Annotated in this window: 16 protein-coding genes and 1 pseudogene; 3 read left to right on the forward strand and 14 right to left on the reverse strand. The window is 64.6% G+C overall.

Features of this window, described 5'->3' with window-relative positions; translation table 11 throughout:
- The 7 genes and pseudogenes from H8B02_RS35220 to H8B02_RS35250 form a co-directional block, all read right to left on the reverse strand.
- A pseudogene (locus H8B02_RS35220) lies at positions 1-301 on the reverse strand (hypothetical protein); the annotation flags it as partial.
- 39 nt (positions 302-340) lie between these two features.
- Positions 341-997 carry a tetratricopeptide repeat protein gene (locus H8B02_RS35225; RefSeq protein ID WP_229170454.1) on the reverse strand — a complete coding sequence of 219 codons (657 nt, stop codon included), beginning with the start codon at positions 995-997 and terminating at the stop codon, positions 341-343.
- Positions 998-1,153: 156 nt separating this feature from the next.
- Entirely contained in the window at positions 1,154-2,749 is a 1,596-nt protein-coding gene (locus H8B02_RS35230) for a class I adenylate-forming enzyme family protein (RefSeq protein WP_229170455.1), read from the reverse strand.
- A gap of 10 nt (positions 2,750-2,759) precedes the next feature.
- Positions 2,760-3,581, reverse strand: a complete 822-nt coding sequence (gene panB / locus H8B02_RS35235; RefSeq protein ID WP_229170456.1) for a 3-methyl-2-oxobutanoate hydroxymethyltransferase — start codon at positions 3,579-3,581, stop codon at positions 2,760-2,762.
- Between the two features lie 2 nt (positions 3,582-3,583).
- Positions 3,584-4,168, reverse strand: a complete 585-nt coding sequence (locus tag H8B02_RS35240) for an NnrU family protein (protein WP_229170457.1) — start codon at positions 4,166-4,168, stop codon at positions 3,584-3,586.
- Between the two features lie 80 nt (positions 4,169-4,248).
- On the reverse strand, positions 4,249-4,860 hold the full coding sequence (locus tag H8B02_RS35245; protein WP_229170458.1) for a UCP034077 family protein: 612 nt from the start codon (positions 4,858-4,860) through the stop codon (positions 4,249-4,251).
- A 224-nt stretch (positions 4,861-5,084) separates the two neighbouring features.
- Positions 5,085-6,704, reverse strand: a complete 1,620-nt coding sequence (locus H8B02_RS35250) for a peptide chain release factor 3 (protein WP_097675641.1) — start codon at positions 6,702-6,704, stop codon at positions 5,085-5,087.
- A gap of 155 nt (positions 6,705-6,859) precedes the next feature.
- Here H8B02_RS35250 and sugE point away from each other — a divergent pair, with 155 nt between their 5' ends.
- Positions 6,860-7,174, forward strand: a complete 315-nt coding sequence (sugE, locus tag H8B02_RS35255; protein WP_229170459.1) for a quaternary ammonium compound efflux SMR transporter SugE — start codon at positions 6,860-6,862, stop codon at positions 7,172-7,174.
- On the opposite strand, the gene H8B02_RS35260 is transcribed toward sugE, so the two are convergent.
- The 7 genes from H8B02_RS35260 to H8B02_RS35290 form a co-directional block, all read right to left on the reverse strand.
- Complete coding sequence (locus tag H8B02_RS35260) at positions 7,175-8,179, reverse strand: inorganic phosphate transporter (RefSeq protein ID WP_229170460.1); 1,005 nt, start codon at positions 8,177-8,179, stop codon at positions 7,175-7,177.
- Between the two features lie 102 nt (positions 8,180-8,281).
- Positions 8,282-8,926 (reverse strand): DUF47 domain-containing protein, encoded by a 645-nt coding sequence (locus H8B02_RS35265; RefSeq protein ID WP_229170461.1) that lies wholly within the window; start codon positions 8,924-8,926, stop codon positions 8,282-8,284.
- A gap of 144 nt (positions 8,927-9,070) precedes the next feature.
- Positions 9,071-10,039 (reverse strand): branched-chain amino acid ABC transporter permease, encoded by a 969-nt coding sequence (locus H8B02_RS35270; protein ID WP_229170462.1) that lies wholly within the window; start codon positions 10,037-10,039, stop codon positions 9,071-9,073.
- Between the two features lies 1 nt (position 10,040).
- On the reverse strand, positions 10,041-10,904 hold the full coding sequence (locus H8B02_RS35275) for a branched-chain amino acid ABC transporter permease (RefSeq protein ID WP_229170463.1): 864 nt from the start codon (positions 10,902-10,904) through the stop codon (positions 10,041-10,043).
- A gap of 64 nt (positions 10,905-10,968) precedes the next feature.
- Entirely contained in the window at positions 10,969-12,189 is a 1,221-nt protein-coding gene (locus H8B02_RS35280) for an ABC transporter substrate-binding protein (RefSeq protein ID WP_229170464.1), read from the reverse strand.
- A 41-nt stretch (positions 12,190-12,230) separates the two neighbouring features.
- Positions 12,231-12,974, reverse strand: a complete 744-nt coding sequence (locus H8B02_RS35285) for an ABC transporter ATP-binding protein (RefSeq protein ID WP_212317810.1) — start codon at positions 12,972-12,974, stop codon at positions 12,231-12,233.
- The gene (locus tag H8B02_RS35290) at positions 12,967-13,722 is read right to left on the reverse strand and encodes an ABC transporter ATP-binding protein (RefSeq protein ID WP_024581422.1); all 756 of its coding nucleotides are present in this window, start codon (positions 13,720-13,722) and stop codon (positions 12,967-12,969) included. The genes H8B02_RS35285 and H8B02_RS35290 overlap by 8 nt, the downstream gene beginning before the upstream one ends.
- Positions 13,723-14,061: 339 nt before the next feature.
- Here H8B02_RS35290 and H8B02_RS35295 point away from each other — a divergent pair, with 339 nt between their 5' ends.
- On the forward strand, positions 14,062-14,664 hold the full coding sequence (locus tag H8B02_RS35295; protein ID WP_229170465.1) for a PAS domain-containing protein: 603 nt from the start codon (positions 14,062-14,064) through the stop codon (positions 14,662-14,664).
- 3 nt (positions 14,665-14,667) lie between these two features.
- Positions 14,668-15,285, forward strand: a complete 618-nt coding sequence (locus H8B02_RS35300) for a hypothetical protein (RefSeq protein ID WP_229170466.1) — start codon at positions 14,668-14,670, stop codon at positions 15,283-15,285.
- Positions 15,286-15,299 lie beyond the last annotated feature (14 nt).

Below are 15,299 nucleotides of genomic sequence, written 5' to 3' on the forward strand. Positions count from 1 at the left end.
CGCCCTTCGGGGGCTCGGGCGGCGGAGCCGGCTGGGCGGCGGCCGCTGCCGCGGCGTTCTGTTGGTCGAGCTGCTCCTGCTGCGAGCCCTTGTACAATTCCTTCGGCACGCCCTGCTCGAGGCCGGGCACGCCTTCCGGGAACACCGGCTTGCGGTCACCGGCCAGCTTCTTCTTGGTGTCGAGGAAGTCGAGCAAATCGCTCGGATCGAAATTGGACATGCCGCCGCCGCCGCAACCGGCCAGCACGCTGCAAAGCGCTGTCAGAACTGCGGCTGCGATCAGGCGTTGCGAGCGGCGCATGGTCGATCTCTCACTCAAACTCGGGTTTCGCGCGCCAAGTCAGCTCTTCGCGACCGACGGCAACAGCGCCTGCAGCGCTTCGGCGCGCGAACGCAGGCTCGGCGGCGTCTCGCCGTCATTGGCAATCTGGTCGAGCCACTGCCGCGCGGCGGTGGCATCGTTGGCGCGCCAGGCCGACAGCGCCAGCAGCTCGCGCGCGGAGTGGCGGAACGTCGAGTCCTTCGACGTCGCCATCGCCTCGAGCCGTTGCACCATGTTCGGATAGGTCGTGGTGTCCATCACCATCTGCGCGGCACGGATCCGCGCCAGATCCTGATCGGGGCCACCGACGCTGCGGTCGGCTGCGATCGCGTCATAGAGTTTCGCAGCGGCCGGCTGATCGCGGGTTGCGACCTCGGCGGCCATGCGCAGCCGCGCCAGATTGCGGTAGCCGGACGGCGCCTTGGTGATCAGGTCGGCAAACGCGGCCTCGGCGTCGGCGTGCTTGTTCTGGTCCGACAGCTCAACGGCGCGGTCGAACGCCGCACCGGCCTCGGCGGCCTTCTTGCCCTCGAGATATTGGTAGCCACGCCAGCCACCGACGCCCGCGACCACCAGGATCGCCAGCGCGATGATGAAAAGCGAGTACTTGTCCCACAGCTTCTTGAGCTGATCGCGACGGACTTCCTCGTCGACTTCGTCAAATAATTCAGACACTTAAGGCTATCCCATCCCCTCGGGACCGCGAATCTGGGCGGAGCGCAGCCCTACCCGATCCCCACATCGCGGCGGCGTTACCCTAACGGTGTGGCGGAGGCAAGGCAAAGCGAGGCGGATCAAAGCGTTAACCGGGGAAGTTTGCCCTGCCCCGGCCTACGCCCCTGCCGGGAGACTCTCCCTGAGCTGGCGCTTGATCACCTTGCCATTGGCGTTGCGCGGCAGCGGCTCTGATGTCAGCGCCATCGTCTCTGGCACCTTGTAGTCGGAGAGACGGTCGGCGCACCAGGCGCGCAGGCTCTCCGCATTCACGTCGCTGCGGGTCACGATCACGGCGTGCACACGCTCGCCGAGCACCGGGCACGGCTTTGCGATGATCGCGCTCTCGACCACCGCGGGATGGCCTGAAAGCACGGACTCGACCTCGGCGGAATAGATCTTCAGGCCGCCGCGGTTGATCATGTCCTTCTGGCGATCGAACACGCGGACGAAGTTGTCGGCATCGACCGAGCCGAGATCGCCGGAATGCCAGAAGCCGGCCGTAAAACTCTCTGCGGTCGCCTTCGGATTGTTCCAGTAGCCCTTGATGACGGAGCCGCTGCGGATCCAGAGCTCGCCGACCGCGCCGCGCGGCACCTCGCGGCCATCGGCGCCCATCACGATGATCTCGGCGCCGGGACACGGTAGGCCGACGCTGTCGATATGGGTGGCGGTCAACTCGCCCGGCATCAAGGTCGCGGGCGACGTGGTCTCGGTCGCGCCGTAGCAGTTCGCGAGCTTCAGCCCGGGAATCTTGGCGTCGAGTTTTTCGATGGTCGCAACCGGCATCGGCGCGCCGCCGAACCCGCCGATGCGCCAGCTCGACAGATCGTAGCTGTCGAAATCCGGCTGCATCAGGCAGAGATTGTACATCGCCGGCACCATCACCGTGTAGCTGACGCGCTCGCGCGCCGCGACCTTCAGATACTCCGACGCCTTGAACTCCGGCATGATGATCAACGCACCGGCGCAGCGGGCCATGGTGGTGACGTTGGCGACCGCGCCAGTGACATGCGCGAGCGGCACCGCGGCGATCGAGCGATCGGCCTTGGTCAGCTTCAGGCAGGACACGAACACGTCAGAGGAGTGGATGATGTTGCAATGGGCAAGCATCGCGCCCTTCGGACGCCCCGTCGTGCCTGAGGTGTAGAGGATCATCGCGGTGTCCTCTTCCCTCACCTCCGCCGGCGCCTGGACAGGAGCATTGTCGCGCAGAGAAGCGAATTGCGACGCGCCGCCGTCGCTGACCGCGATGCGATGCGTCGGGCCGGGGATATCGGCGGCGTCGGGGATGCGGTCGGCAAGCGCGGCCTCGTGCACCAGGAGCTTCGCGCCGCAATCGTTCAGCACATAGGCGATCTCGGGCTTCTGCTGGCGCGTCGAGAGCAGCACCGTAACGAGGCCGGCATGGGCGGCGGCAAACATCGTCAGCACGAACTCGATGCGGTTGCCGAGCAGGATCGCGACGCGGTCGCCCGGCACGAGACCAAGCCTTGCAAAGCCGGCTGCGACCCTGGCCGACTGATCGGCAACCTCGCGCCAGGTGAGGCGTGTCTCGCCGCAAACCAGCGCCTCGCCGTCGCCATTCTGCGCGACGGCCTCAGTGATCATCGCCCACAGGCTGCCAGGCCGCTCCGTGAACGCCGGCACGATGCGATCGCCAAAGCGCGGCTCGAGCCGCATGGGCGGAAGTGCGTATTGCGACCAGTCCATGCGCGCCCCGTCAGTTTTTCTTCATGCCGTAGACGTGCTCCGGCCCCGGAAAGGCGCGGCTCTTCACGTCGCGCGCATAGCCCGCGATCGCTTCCTCGATCATCGGGCCGAGGTTGCCGTAGCGACGCACGAATTTCGGCGCGCGCGGCGACAGGCCGAGCATGTCCTCCAGCACCAGCACCTGGCCGTCACAGGCGGCGCTGGCGCCGATGCCGATGGTGGGAACGGCGATCAACTGCGTGATCTTGCGCGCCAACGGCTCGGCGACCGCCTCGACCACGATCGAGAAGGCGCCCGCCTCCGCGATCGCCCTGGCGTCGTTCTCGATCGGGGCCCAGGTCTCCTCCTCGCGGCCCTGCGCGCGGAACGAGCCGAGCGTGTTGATCGACTGCGGCGTCAGGCCGATATGGCCCATCACGGGAATGCCGCGCTCGGACAGGAACGCCACCGTCTCCGCCATCCGCGCGCCGCCCTCGAGCTTGACCGCGCCGCACAGCGTCTCCTTCATGATCCGCACCGCGGACTGGAACGCCTGCTCCTTCGAGCCCTCATAGGAGCCGAACGGCATGTCGACCACGACCAGCGCCTGCTGCGAGCCGCGCATCACGGCGCGGCCCTGCAGGATCATCATGTCGAGCGTGACCGGCACCGTGGTCTCGAAGCCATGCATCACGTTGCCGAGGGAATCGCCGACCAGGATGGCGTCGCAGTGCCGGTCGACCAGCGCCGCGGTGTGCGCGTGATACGACGTCAGCATCACGATCGGCTCGCCGTTCTTGCGGGCGCGCAGATCGGGCGCGGTCTTGCGCTTGATGGCGGATTGAACAGACATAGTCAGGCTCCCATGACAGGCACGCCGATCACGACCGGGTGGAACGCAAACGCCAGCGCCAGATAGACGATGACACCGACCGCGATCGCGATCAGGTCGTTGGTCGGGCCGCCCACCGGGATCGGCGGTCCGCCGGCATCCGCGCGGCGCTTCAGCGAGATGCGGTCATAGACCGCCCAGCCGAGAAACGAGCCGAACAGGATGATCGAGCCGAGATCGCCATTGGCGAGCAGATGCGCGAACGCCCACAGCTTGACGCCCGCCAGCATCGGATGCTTCAGCGTGGTGTAGATGCGGCCGCGGATATAGGCGGCGACCACCAGGATCACGGCCGGCAGCATCAGCGCCACCGCGATGTGCTTGAACGCGGTCGGCGGCGTCCAGACGTCGGTCCAGCCGGTCGCACGGTAGTGGGCAAAGCCCCAGATAATCAGCGCGAGGCCTGCGAACGAGACCAACGAATAGACGCCTTTGTAGGCCCCCTCGCCGATCGCATTGACGATGCTACCGCGCAGCTCGCGCAGGCTGGTCAGCACATGGATGCCGAGGAACAGCACGAGACCCAGGATCATGACGAGCAGTCCCACGATGTTCCTCCCTGATTGATTGCTGCCTTCGCGTAACATCTTCGCCAGGCGGGACGCAATGCGCCACGCCGGGTGGCGGGTTACGGATTGCCGGCCGGCTTGACCAGCTCGCGATTGTCGACATAGCGGATCATGATCGGGCGGCCGGCCAGCGCACCGCCGAGCCCGCCGGTGAATTTCAGCGGCAGACAGGCATCGAGCGAGGCGTTGATCGCATTGAGGTAGGTCGTGCGGGTGTCCGCCGGGATGCCCCGCGTCGAGAATGTCAGGCGCGGCGCACCGATGATCTCGCCTGACCGTTTGAAGCTGAAGCGCACCGACATCTGCATGCCCGCGCGCGCGTCGTCGGGTGACGGCGGCGCCCAGCAGGAACGCAGCGCGGCAAAGAGATCGCCGATGGTATTGAGGTCATGATCCGGCTTGCGGTACTTCTCGGCTTGATCTTGCGGCGGCACGGTCAGGATCGTGAGCTGGAGATTTTCGCCGTACGGATAATCCATCTCGGGAAAGCACGGCCCGTTGTTGAACACGCTGCAATAGGACGGCGTGCAGGGCCCTTCGTCGAGCACACTGCAAGGCGTGTGTGCGAACGGCGCCGGGTTGGTCTGTTGCCGCTGCTGCGCAGAGGCGGTGCCCGCGAAGGCAAAGGCCAGCACGGCAAGAGCGAGACAGATGGCGACGCGTCGGAGCATGCAGACGGACCCGGATTGCGCTCCGGGGAACATGGTACCGCGCCCGGACCGCATCAAGCGGGGCCAGTTCACGTCCTCGCGCTTTTCCCGCCACGCCCCCGCTGTCATTCGCCCGGCTCGACCGGGCGATCCGGTATTCCAGAGGCGGTTGTGAATAGCGGAGAAGCCGCGGCGTACTGGGTCCCCCGGTCGAGCCGGGGGACGACAGCGAGTTGTTGGCAACGCTACGCCTTCTTCTTCACGTCCTTGACGTTGGAGAAGGTGATGCCCTCGGCGCGCTCGCGGGTGTAGCCGAGATAAAACTCGTTCTTGGCCATGAACACCGGATCGCCGTCGACGTCGTCGGCGATGCCGGAATTGTTGGCGGCGACGAAGGCATCGAGCTTCTTGCGGTCGTCGGACGAAATCCAGCGCGCCAGCGAGAATTCAGAGATCTCGAACTCGACCGGCAGCGAATATTCCGCGTCGAGCCGCGCCTTCAGCACGTCGAGCTGCAGCGGACCGACCACGCCGACCAGCGCCGGCGCGCCATCGCGCGGGCGGAACACCTGCACGACGCCCTCCTCCGACATCTGCTGCAACGCCTCCTTCAGCTTCTTCGCCTTCATCGCATCGGTGAGGCGGACGCGGCGGACGATTTCCGGCGCGAAGCTCGGCACGCCGACGAAAGTCAGATCCTCGCCCTCGGTCAGGGTGTCGCCGATCCGCAAGGTGCCGTGGTTCGGAATGCCGACGACGTCGCCGGCAAAGGCCTCGTCCGCCACCGAGCGGTCCTGCGCGAAGAAGAATTGCGGGCTCGACAGGCTCATGTTTTTGCCGGTGCGCACCAGCTTGGCCTTCATGCCGCGGCTGAGTTTTCCGGAGCACAGCCGGGCGAACGCGATGCGGTCGCGGTGGTTCGGATCCATGTTGGCCTGGATCTTGAACACGAACGCACTCATGCGCGGCTCGGCCGCTTCGACCTTGCGCAGATCGGAATCCTGTGCGCGCGGCGCCGGCGCGAACTTGCCGAGACCCTCCAGCAAGTCGCCGACGCCGAAATTGCGCAGCGCGCTGCCGAAATAGACCGGCGTCAGATGGCCTTCGCGAAAGGCCGCGAGCTCGAACGGCTTGCAGGCTTCCGAGGCCAGCGCGAGCTCATCCCTGACCTCGGCGACATCGAGATTGGGGTTGCGCTTGCCGAGATCGGCGATGTCGATCTGCTCGGTCGCGCCGGTCTTGGCACCGCCGCCTTCGAGTAGCCGCACGCCGCCATTGACGACGTCATAGGTGCCGAGGAAGTCGCGGCCACGGCCGACCGGCCAGGTCATCGGCGTGGTGTCGAGCGCCAGCGTCTTCTCGATCTCGTCCAAAAGCTCGAACGTGTCGCGGCTCTCGCGATCCATCTTGTTGATGAAGGTGATGATCGGGATGTCGCGCAACCGGCACACCTCGAACAGCTTTCGGGTGCGCGCCTCGATGCCCTTGGCGGCGTCGATCACCATGACCGCGGAATCGACCGCGGTCAGCGTGCGGTAGGTATCTTCGGAAAAGTCCTCGTGGCCCGGCGTATCCAGCAGGTTGAACACGAGGTCGTTGAACTCGAAGGTCATCACCGAGGTGACGACCGAGATTCCGCGCTCCCGCTCGATCTTCATCCAGTCCGAGCGGGTGTTACGCCGCTCGCCCTTGGCCTTGACCTGGCCCGCGAGGTTGATGGCGCCGCCGAACAGCAGCAGCTTTTCCGTCAGCGTGGTCTTGCCGGCGTCCGGATGCGAGATGATCGCGAAGGTGCGCCGTCGCGCCACTTCCTCTGAAAGCGGCGAGCGGGACGGCGATTCGGTTGAAACAGCGGTATCAGACATGGCGGGGCAGCGTTTGGCAGGGAAAACGGGCGCAATCAAGGGCGTTTTGTCGCAATGCGGAATGGCCGCACCACCCACATATAGGCACGGGAAGGACGACCTTCTCCTCACCAGACCATCCGCGGGGACGACCCTGCCCAATTGGAGGGTTCGTCATGGCTTGGGCCATTCTGTTCACCGCAGGCCTGCTCGAGATCGGCTGGGCGATCGGGCTGAAATATACCGAGGGTTTTTCGCGGCTGGTGCCGTCGGTGCTGACGCTGGCGGCGATGGCCGGCAGCGTGGTCCTGCTCGGCATCGCGCTGAAGACGCTGCCGATTGGAACCGCCTATGCGGTCTGGACCGGGATCGGCGCGGTCGGCACCGCGGCGCTCGGCATCATCCTGCTCGGCGAACCCGCGACCGCGATGCGGCTCGCCAGCATCGGGCTGATCGTGTCCGGCATCGTCGGGCTGAAGCTGGTCGGGTAATTATTTGAGAACCTGCACGATCCAGTAAGTCGCGGCTGCGACCGCGGCCGACGCCGGGATCGTGATCACCCAGGCGTAGACGATCGAGCTCGCCACATTCCAGCGCACGGCGGAGAGCCGCCGTGCGGCACCGACGCCGACGATGGCGCCGGTGATGGTGTGGGTGGTCGAGACCGGAACCCCGAGATAGGTCGCGATGAACAGGGTCGCGGCGCCGCCGGTCTCGGCACAGAATCCCTGCATCGGCGTCAGCTTGGTGATCCGCAGTCCCATGGTGCGGACGATCCGCCAGCCCCCCATCAGGGTGCCCAGCGCCATCGCGCTCTGGCAGGCCAGCACCACCCAGAAGGGAATCTCGAAGGTGTCGCCGAGATGGCCCTGCGAGTAGAGCAGCACGGCGATGATGCCCATGGTCTTCTGCGCGTCGTTGCCGCCATGGCCGAGCGAATACAGCGACGCCGAGGCGAATTGCAGGATGCGGAAGGCACGATCGACCGCGAACGGTGTCGAGCGCACCGAGAGCCAGGACACGATCGCAACCAGCACCAGCGCCAGCAGGAAGCCGACCAGCGGCGACAGCACGATCGCGAGCAAGGTCTTGGTGAGCCCGCTCCACACCGCCGCCGAGATGCCCGCCTTCGCCATGCCGGCGCCGACCAGGCCGCCGATCAGCGCGTGCGAGCTCGACGAGGGAATGCCCAGTGCCCAGGTGATCACGTTCCAGACGATTGCGCCGACCAGCGCGGCGAAGATCACGGTCGCGTCCACCACCGCCGGGTCGATGATCCCGGTACCGATGGTGTTGGCGACGTGCAGACCGAACACCGCGAAGGCGACGAAGTTGAAGAACGCCGCCCAGAACACCGCATATTGCGGCCGCAGCACACGGGTCGAAACGATGGTCGCGATCGAGTTCGCGGCATCGTGCAGGCCGTTCAGGAAGTCGAATAGCAGCGCGACCGCGATCAGGATGGTCAGAATCGGAAGACCCAGCGTGGCGTCCACGTGATGGCCCGCCTTATCGTGTTTTCTTGAGCATGATCTCCGCGCAAACGCGTTCCGCGTTTGTCGCGCCGGAAAACCGCTGCACACTTTTCCGGATCATGCTCAAACCTGCTCGATGACGATCGAGTTGATCTCGTTGGCGACGTCGTCGAAGCGGTCGGCCACCTTCTCGAGGTGGTCGTAGATCTCCGCGCCGACGATGAAGTCCATCGCGTTGGCGTCGCGGTGCTTCAGGAACAGCTCCCTGAGCCCGATATCATGGAGATCGTCGACCCGGCCCTCGAGCTTGGTCAGCTCCTCGGTGATCTGGGTCAGCATCGAGACGTTCTGCCCGATCGCCTGCAACAGAGGCAGCGCGCGGACGACCAGGTTGGCGCATTCGACGATCAGGGTGCCGATCTCGCGCATCGGCGGCTCGAACTCGCGCACCTCGAACAGCATCACCGCCTTTGCGGTCGCCTGCATCTGGTCGACCGCGTCGTCCATCGCGGTGATCAGGTTCTTGATATCGCCGCGGTCGAACGGAGTGATGAAGGTGCGGCGAACCGCGGTCAGGACCTCGCGGGTAACGCTGTCGGCGTCGTTCTCGAACTGATTGACGCGTTGGCAGAAGACCGGGGTCTCCTCGCCGCCCTTCAGCATGTCCTGCAGCGCCAACGAGCACTGCACGGAGGTCTGGGCGTGGCGGGCGAACAGGTCGAAAAATCGCTCTTCCTTGGGCAGAAAGGCGCGAAACCAGCGCAGCATGTCTCAATTCCATCGTTCCGGGACAGCCCTTTTAGCGACCGTCACAGAACTGTCATAGAGCATCTGGCGGGGAAAACACCTGTAACGGCCGCCCGAACGGGCGGTCGTCCACCGCTAAGTCGGCAGCAAATCGCCTGCCCTGCCCTACAGCGACCGCCGCAGCAGGTGGGCCAACTCGCCGACCAGGCCGCGCCGGAACAGCAGCACGCAGGCCACGAAGATCACGCCCTGGATCACCGTCACCCACTGGCCGAACCCGGCGAGATATTGCTGCATGGCGATGATCACGAACGCGCCGACCACCGGTCCGAAGATGGTGCCGAGACCGCCGACCAGCGTCATCAGCACGATTTCGCCGGACATCGACCAGTGCACGTCGGTGAGCGAGGCGTTCTGCGCCACGAACACCTTCAGCGAGCCGGCGAAGCCCGCCAGCGTGCCGGACAGGATGTAGGCCAGCATCTTGTACTGGTCGGTCTTGTAGCCGAGCGAGATCGCGCGCGGCTCGTTCTCGCGGATCGATTTCAGCACCTCGCCGAACGGCGAGTTGATGGTGCGGTAGATCAAGAGGAAGCCGGCAAGGAAACCCACCAGCACGACGTAATAAAGCACCGTCGGCTTGGAGAGATCGAAGACGCCGAGCAGATGGCCCTGCGGGATGCCCTGGATGCCGTCCTCGCCATGGGTGAACGGCGCTTGCAGATAAAGGAAATAGAGCAGCTGCGACAGCGCCAGCGTGATCATCGAGAAATAGATGCCCTGCCGCTTGATCGAGATGAAGCCGGTGACGAGGCCGAGCAAGGCCGCTGCCGCGGTGCCGACGATGATGCCGAGTTCCGGCGGCAGTGCCCAGACCTTCAATGCATGCGCCGTGCAATAACCGGCGGTGCCGAGGAACATGGCGTGACCGAACGACAGCAGGCCGCCATAGCCGATCAAAAGGTTGAAGGCGCAGGCGAGCAGCGCAAAGCACAGCGCCTGCATCACGAAGAACGGATAGATCCCCGAGAACGGCACTGCGGCCAGCAGCACCGCCATCACGGCGAACACGATCATCTCGTCGCGCATCGCGCGCGGGGTCACCGGAAGTGTATCGTCGGTCAATGCTGACATATCAGGCCGCCCGTCCCGTCAGTCCCGTTGGCTTCACCAGCAACACCACCACCATCAGGACAAACACCACGGTGTTGGAGGCCTCGGGATAAAAATACTTGGTCAGTCCCTCGATCACGCCGAGCGCGAAGCCGGTGATGATCGAGCCCATGATCGAACCCATGCCGCCGATCACGACCACCGCGAACACCACGATGATGAGATCGGCGCCCATCAGCGGGCGGACCTGGTTGATCGGCGCCGACAGCACGCCGGCGAGCGCGGCGAGACCGACGCCGAGCCCGTAGGTCAGCGTGATCATGCGCGGCACGTTGATGCCGAAGGCCCGCACCAGCGTCGGGTTCTCGGTGGCCGCGCGCAAGTAAGCGCCGAGCTGCGTCTTCTCGATCAAGAACCAGGTGGCAAGGCACACCACCAGCGAGAAGATCACGACCCAGCCGCGATAGATCGGCAGGAACATGAAGCCGAGATTGACGCCGCCCTTGAGCTGATCCGGGATCGAGTAAGGTAGGCCGGAGGAGCCGAAATAGTTCTGGAACACGCCCTGCACGATCAGCGCGATGCCGAAGGTCAGCAGCAGTCCGTAGAGATGGTCCAAGCCGGCGAGCCATTGCAGCATGGTCCGCTCGAGGATCATGCCGAAGATGCCGACCAGGATGGGCGCGATGAGCAGCGCCCACCAGTAGTTGATGCCGCCCAGATTGAGCAGGAAATACGCCACGAAGGCGCCCATCATGTAGAGCGCGCCATGCGCGAAATTGATGATGTTGAGCATGCCGAAGATGACGGCGAGCCCCAGACTGAGCAGCGCGTAGAACGAGCCGTTGATCAGTCCGACCAGAAGCTGTGCGTAGAGAGCCTGCATCGAATGAGCTTTCGCTGGATAGATGAAGCCCGCCGGCCACGCGCATGGCCGGCGGGCATGATCGTCACTTCTTCAGAAGCGCACAGGTGCTCTTGTCGAGCGGCGTGAAGGCCTGGTTGCCCGGCACGGTGCCGACCAGCTTGTAGAAGTCCCACGGCCCCTTGGACTCCGAGGGCTTCTTCACTTCGAACAGATAGGCGTCGTGGGTGACGCGGCCGTTGGCCTCGACCTCGCCCTTGCCGAACAGCGGATCGTCGGTCGGGATGGTCTTCATCTTCGCGACCACCTTGGCGCCGTCATGCGGATTGCCGCCGAGCGCTTCCAGCGCCTTGAAGTAATGCGTGAGGCCCGCATAGACGCCGGCCTGCACCATGGTCGGAGGAGCGCCGCTCTTCATCTTCTCCGAGAAGCGCTTCGAGAACGCACGGGTCTTGTCGTTGAGGTCCCAGTAGAACGTTTCGGTGAAGTTGAGGCCCTGCGCGGTCTCGAGCCCGATCGCCTTGACGTCGGTGAGGAACAGCAGCAGCGCGGCGAGCTTCTGGCCGCCCTTGACGATGCCGAACTCGGCCGCCTGCTTGATCGAGTTGGTGGTGTCGCCGCCGGCATTAGCGAGACCGATGATCTTGGCCTTGGAAGCCTGCGCCTGCAGCAGGAACGAGGAGAAGTCAGCGGTGTTGAGCGGGTGCTTGACGCCGCCGACCACCTTGCCGCCATTGGCGGTGATGACGGCGGTGGTGTCGCGCTCCAGCGCCGCGCCGAACGCGTAGTCCGCGGTCAGGAAGAACCAGGTGTCCCCGCCCGCCTTCACCAGCGCCTGGCCGGTGGCGTGCGCCAGCATGTAGGTGTCGTAGGTCCAGTGCACCGTGTTCGGCGTGCACTGCGCGTTGGTGAGATCCGAAGTCGCGGCGCCCGAATTGATGTAGACGCCGTTCTTCTCCTTCACGACGTTGTTGACCGCGAGCGCGACGCCGGAATTCGGCACGTCGACGATGGTGTCGACCTTGTCGACGTCGAACCACTGGCGCGCGATGGTGGTGCCGATATCGGGCTTGTTCTGGTGATCGCCGGAGATCAGGTCGATGGTCCAGCCCTTGGCCTTGAGGCCGGAGTCCTCGATCGCCATTTGCGCCGCCAGCGTCGAGCCGGGGCCGGCAAGGTCGGCATAGAGGCCGGACTGATCCGACAACACGCCGACCTTCACTGTCTTGTCATCAGCGGAGGCGACGCCTGCGACGGAGAGCACCATCGCGGTGCCAAGCAGAAGCGCTGAAATCGTATTCCTCATGGCGTATTCCCTCAGTTCTTAAATTTTCTGGCTCCGGCGACTCAAACGCCGAGATAGGTATGCAGCTTGTCCATGTTGGCCGACAGCTCCGAATTGGCGAAGCCGTCGATCACCTTGCCGTGCTCGACGATGTAGTAGCGGTCGGCAACGGTCGAGGCGAAGCGGAAATTCTGTTCGACCAACAGGATGGTGAATCCCTGCGACTTCAGGCGCGCAATGGTATGCCCGATCTGCTGAATGATGACCGGCGCCAACCCTTCGGTCGGCTCGTCCAGCATCAGGAAGCGCGCGCCGGTGCGCAGGATGCGCGCAATCGCCAGCATCTGCTGCTCGCCGCCCGAGAGCTTGGTGCCCTGGCTGTTGAGCCGCTCCTTCAGGTTGGGAAACAGCGTGAAGATCTGGTCGAGCGGCAGGCCGCCCGGGCGCACCACCGGCGGCAGCAGCAAATTCTCGCGCACGTCGAGACTGGCGAAGATGCCGCGTTCCTCGGGGCAGAATGCGATGCCGAGCCGCGCGATGCGGTCGGACGTGGTGCGGATGATCTCCTTGTTGTCGAAGCGGATCGAGCCCGTGCGCTTGCCGATGACGCCCATCACCGACTTCAGCGTCGTGGTCTTGCCGGCGCCGTTGCGGCCGAGCAACGTCACCACCTCGCCCGCCCTCACGTTGAAATTGATCCCGTGAAGAATGTGCGACTCGCCGTACCAGGCCTGCAGATCGCTGACCGTCAGCACCTCGGCGCCGGCCGCAGCCACGGGCCTCTCCGCCAGTTTTGCCTCAGCCATGCCCCGCTCCCAGATAGGCTTCCTTCACGCGCTCGTCCTTGGAGAGGTCGGCGTAGTTGCCCTCCGCTAGCACCTGCCCGCGCGTCAGCACGGTGATGATGTCGGAGAGGTTGGCCACCACCGAGAGGTTATGTTCGACCATCAGGATGGTGTATTTGGCGGAGATCCGCTTGATCAGCGCCGCGATCTTGTCGATGTCCTCGTGGCCCATGCCGGCCATCGGTTCGTCGAGCAGCATCATCTCGGGGTCGAGCGCAAGCGTCGTTGCAATTTCGAGTGCGCGCTTGCGGCCGTACGGCATCTCGACCGCCGGGGTGTTGGCGAATTCGCTCAAGCCGACGTCGTTCAGCAATTCATGGGCGCGCGGATTGAAGCGGTCGAGCACGGTCTTCGAGCGCCAGAAATCGAATGACGAACCGTGCTGGCGCTGCAGCGCCACGCGGACGTTTTCCAGCGCGGTCAGATGCGGAAATACCGCCGAGATCTGGAACGAGCGCACCAGCCCGAGCCGCGCCACGTCGGCCGGCGGCATCGCGGTGATGTCCTGGCCCTTGTAGCGAATCTGCCCGCCCGTCGGCTTCAGGAATTTGGTCAGCAGATTGAAACAGGTCGTCTTGCCGGCGCCGTTCGGCCCGATCAACGCATGGATACTGCCGCGACGCACCTTCAGCGCAACGTCGCGAACGGCAAAGAAACCCGCGAATTCCTTGGTCAATCCGCTGGTTTCGAGAATGAACTCATCGGCCAAATAGATTCCCCCATACGCCATCGCCGCGAAGCCCGTCGCCCGCGTGGCCAGCTTTTTTCGTGTCCGACAGGTTGTCCGTACGTCTTGGAAACCGTCCGGGGGCCTGTCGCCTCCGGGCCGGAATATGCCGTCATCTGTGGCGGTTACGCAAGGTGGAAAGCTGTGCAGTGCAGTATCCGCACAGCCAGTTCCGGTTGATCCTTAGTCGAATGGCCTTCGAGCGCGCTTTGCGCCTCGGAAAGCCGCCGTTAAGGGTGTTTTGCTCCGGTCTTTCCTTTTCATAGAATATTTCCACCTCTCGCCGAAGCTCCCGCCATTGTATTAAGGGCGGTTAGAGCCTTGCATTTCGAGAGCGCCAATTCCTCGGTCATCAAGTCGATCCGGCAACGTGATTTTCTGAACACGTGGCTGCGGCTTTTTGCCCGTGGCCAAACCATCCCGCGGATCGTTGAATTTCAGCCGGAGCGGATCGAGGAAGATCTGCCCGACATCGTGTTCTTGACCGTCGACGCGGCAGCCGAGCCGCCGCAAGTGACGATCGAGAGCGACGGCACGCGGATGGCCACCGCCTACGGACACAGCGGCAAGGGCTGCCTGCTCGACGACTATCTCGGACCGCGGCTCGCGCCGGTCGTGATGCCGGTCTATCACGAATGCATCGCGCGGCGGCTGCCCGCCTATACCATCACCGATATCGACGACATCTACGGTCACGTCGTGGCCTATGAACGGCTGCTGCTGCCGTTCTCGGACGGCGGCGCCGTCACGCATCTTGTCGCCTCGCTGAAGACGATCAGCAAGAGCGGCAGTTTCGAAATCCGCAATCTGATGCGCGGCAACGACGCGCTGCCGAACTTCAAGCTGTGCGCGATCATCGACCGCGACCTGTTCCACCGTGCCCCCGGCCGCATCCCGCCCGGGGATGTGCTTGAGTTCAGCTAGCCCATGCCATTCAGGAGTGCCGATCCATCGGTGGTCAAATCGATCACGCAGCGGGTGCTGCTGAACGCCTGGCTGCGCGCGCGGCGCATGCCGGACGCGCTTCCCTTGCTGTGCGATTTCCACACCGAAGGCACCGCCGACGAGCGGGCCGACATGATGGGTTTTGACGTGGTCGGCAGCGGTGACACCGCACGCTTCCTGATCACGCAGGAAGGCGCCCGGCTGACGACGGCCTATGGCAACGAGCACGTCGAGCCGCGGCTGCGCACCAACCGCTACCTCGACGACGCGATCGGGCCGGAGCGCTATGCCGGCGTGATCCTGTCCTATCGTGCCTGCCTGGCGCGCAAGCGTCCGACCTATACGGTTGCGAAGGTCACCGACGCCGACGGCAAGGACGTGTCCTATGAGCGGCTGCTGCTGCCGTTCGGACGTGACGACACCGTCGAGCACATCATCGGCTCGTACAAGGCGATCAGCATCGAGGGCGGATTCCGGCTGCACAATCTGATGGGCATAAAAGCGAAGGCCGTGCCGGTCGTCACCGTGCGGGCGGTGATCGACCGCAGGTTCGTGCCCACAGATCGTGCGGCGAGCCAGGATTCAGTCGAGCTGATCTAGCACTACTTTGGCGG

Source organism: Bradyrhizobium altum (genome assembly GCF_020889705.1).
GTDB classification, from domain to species: Bacteria; Pseudomonadota; Alphaproteobacteria; order Rhizobiales; family Xanthobacteraceae; genus Bradyrhizobium; species Bradyrhizobium altum.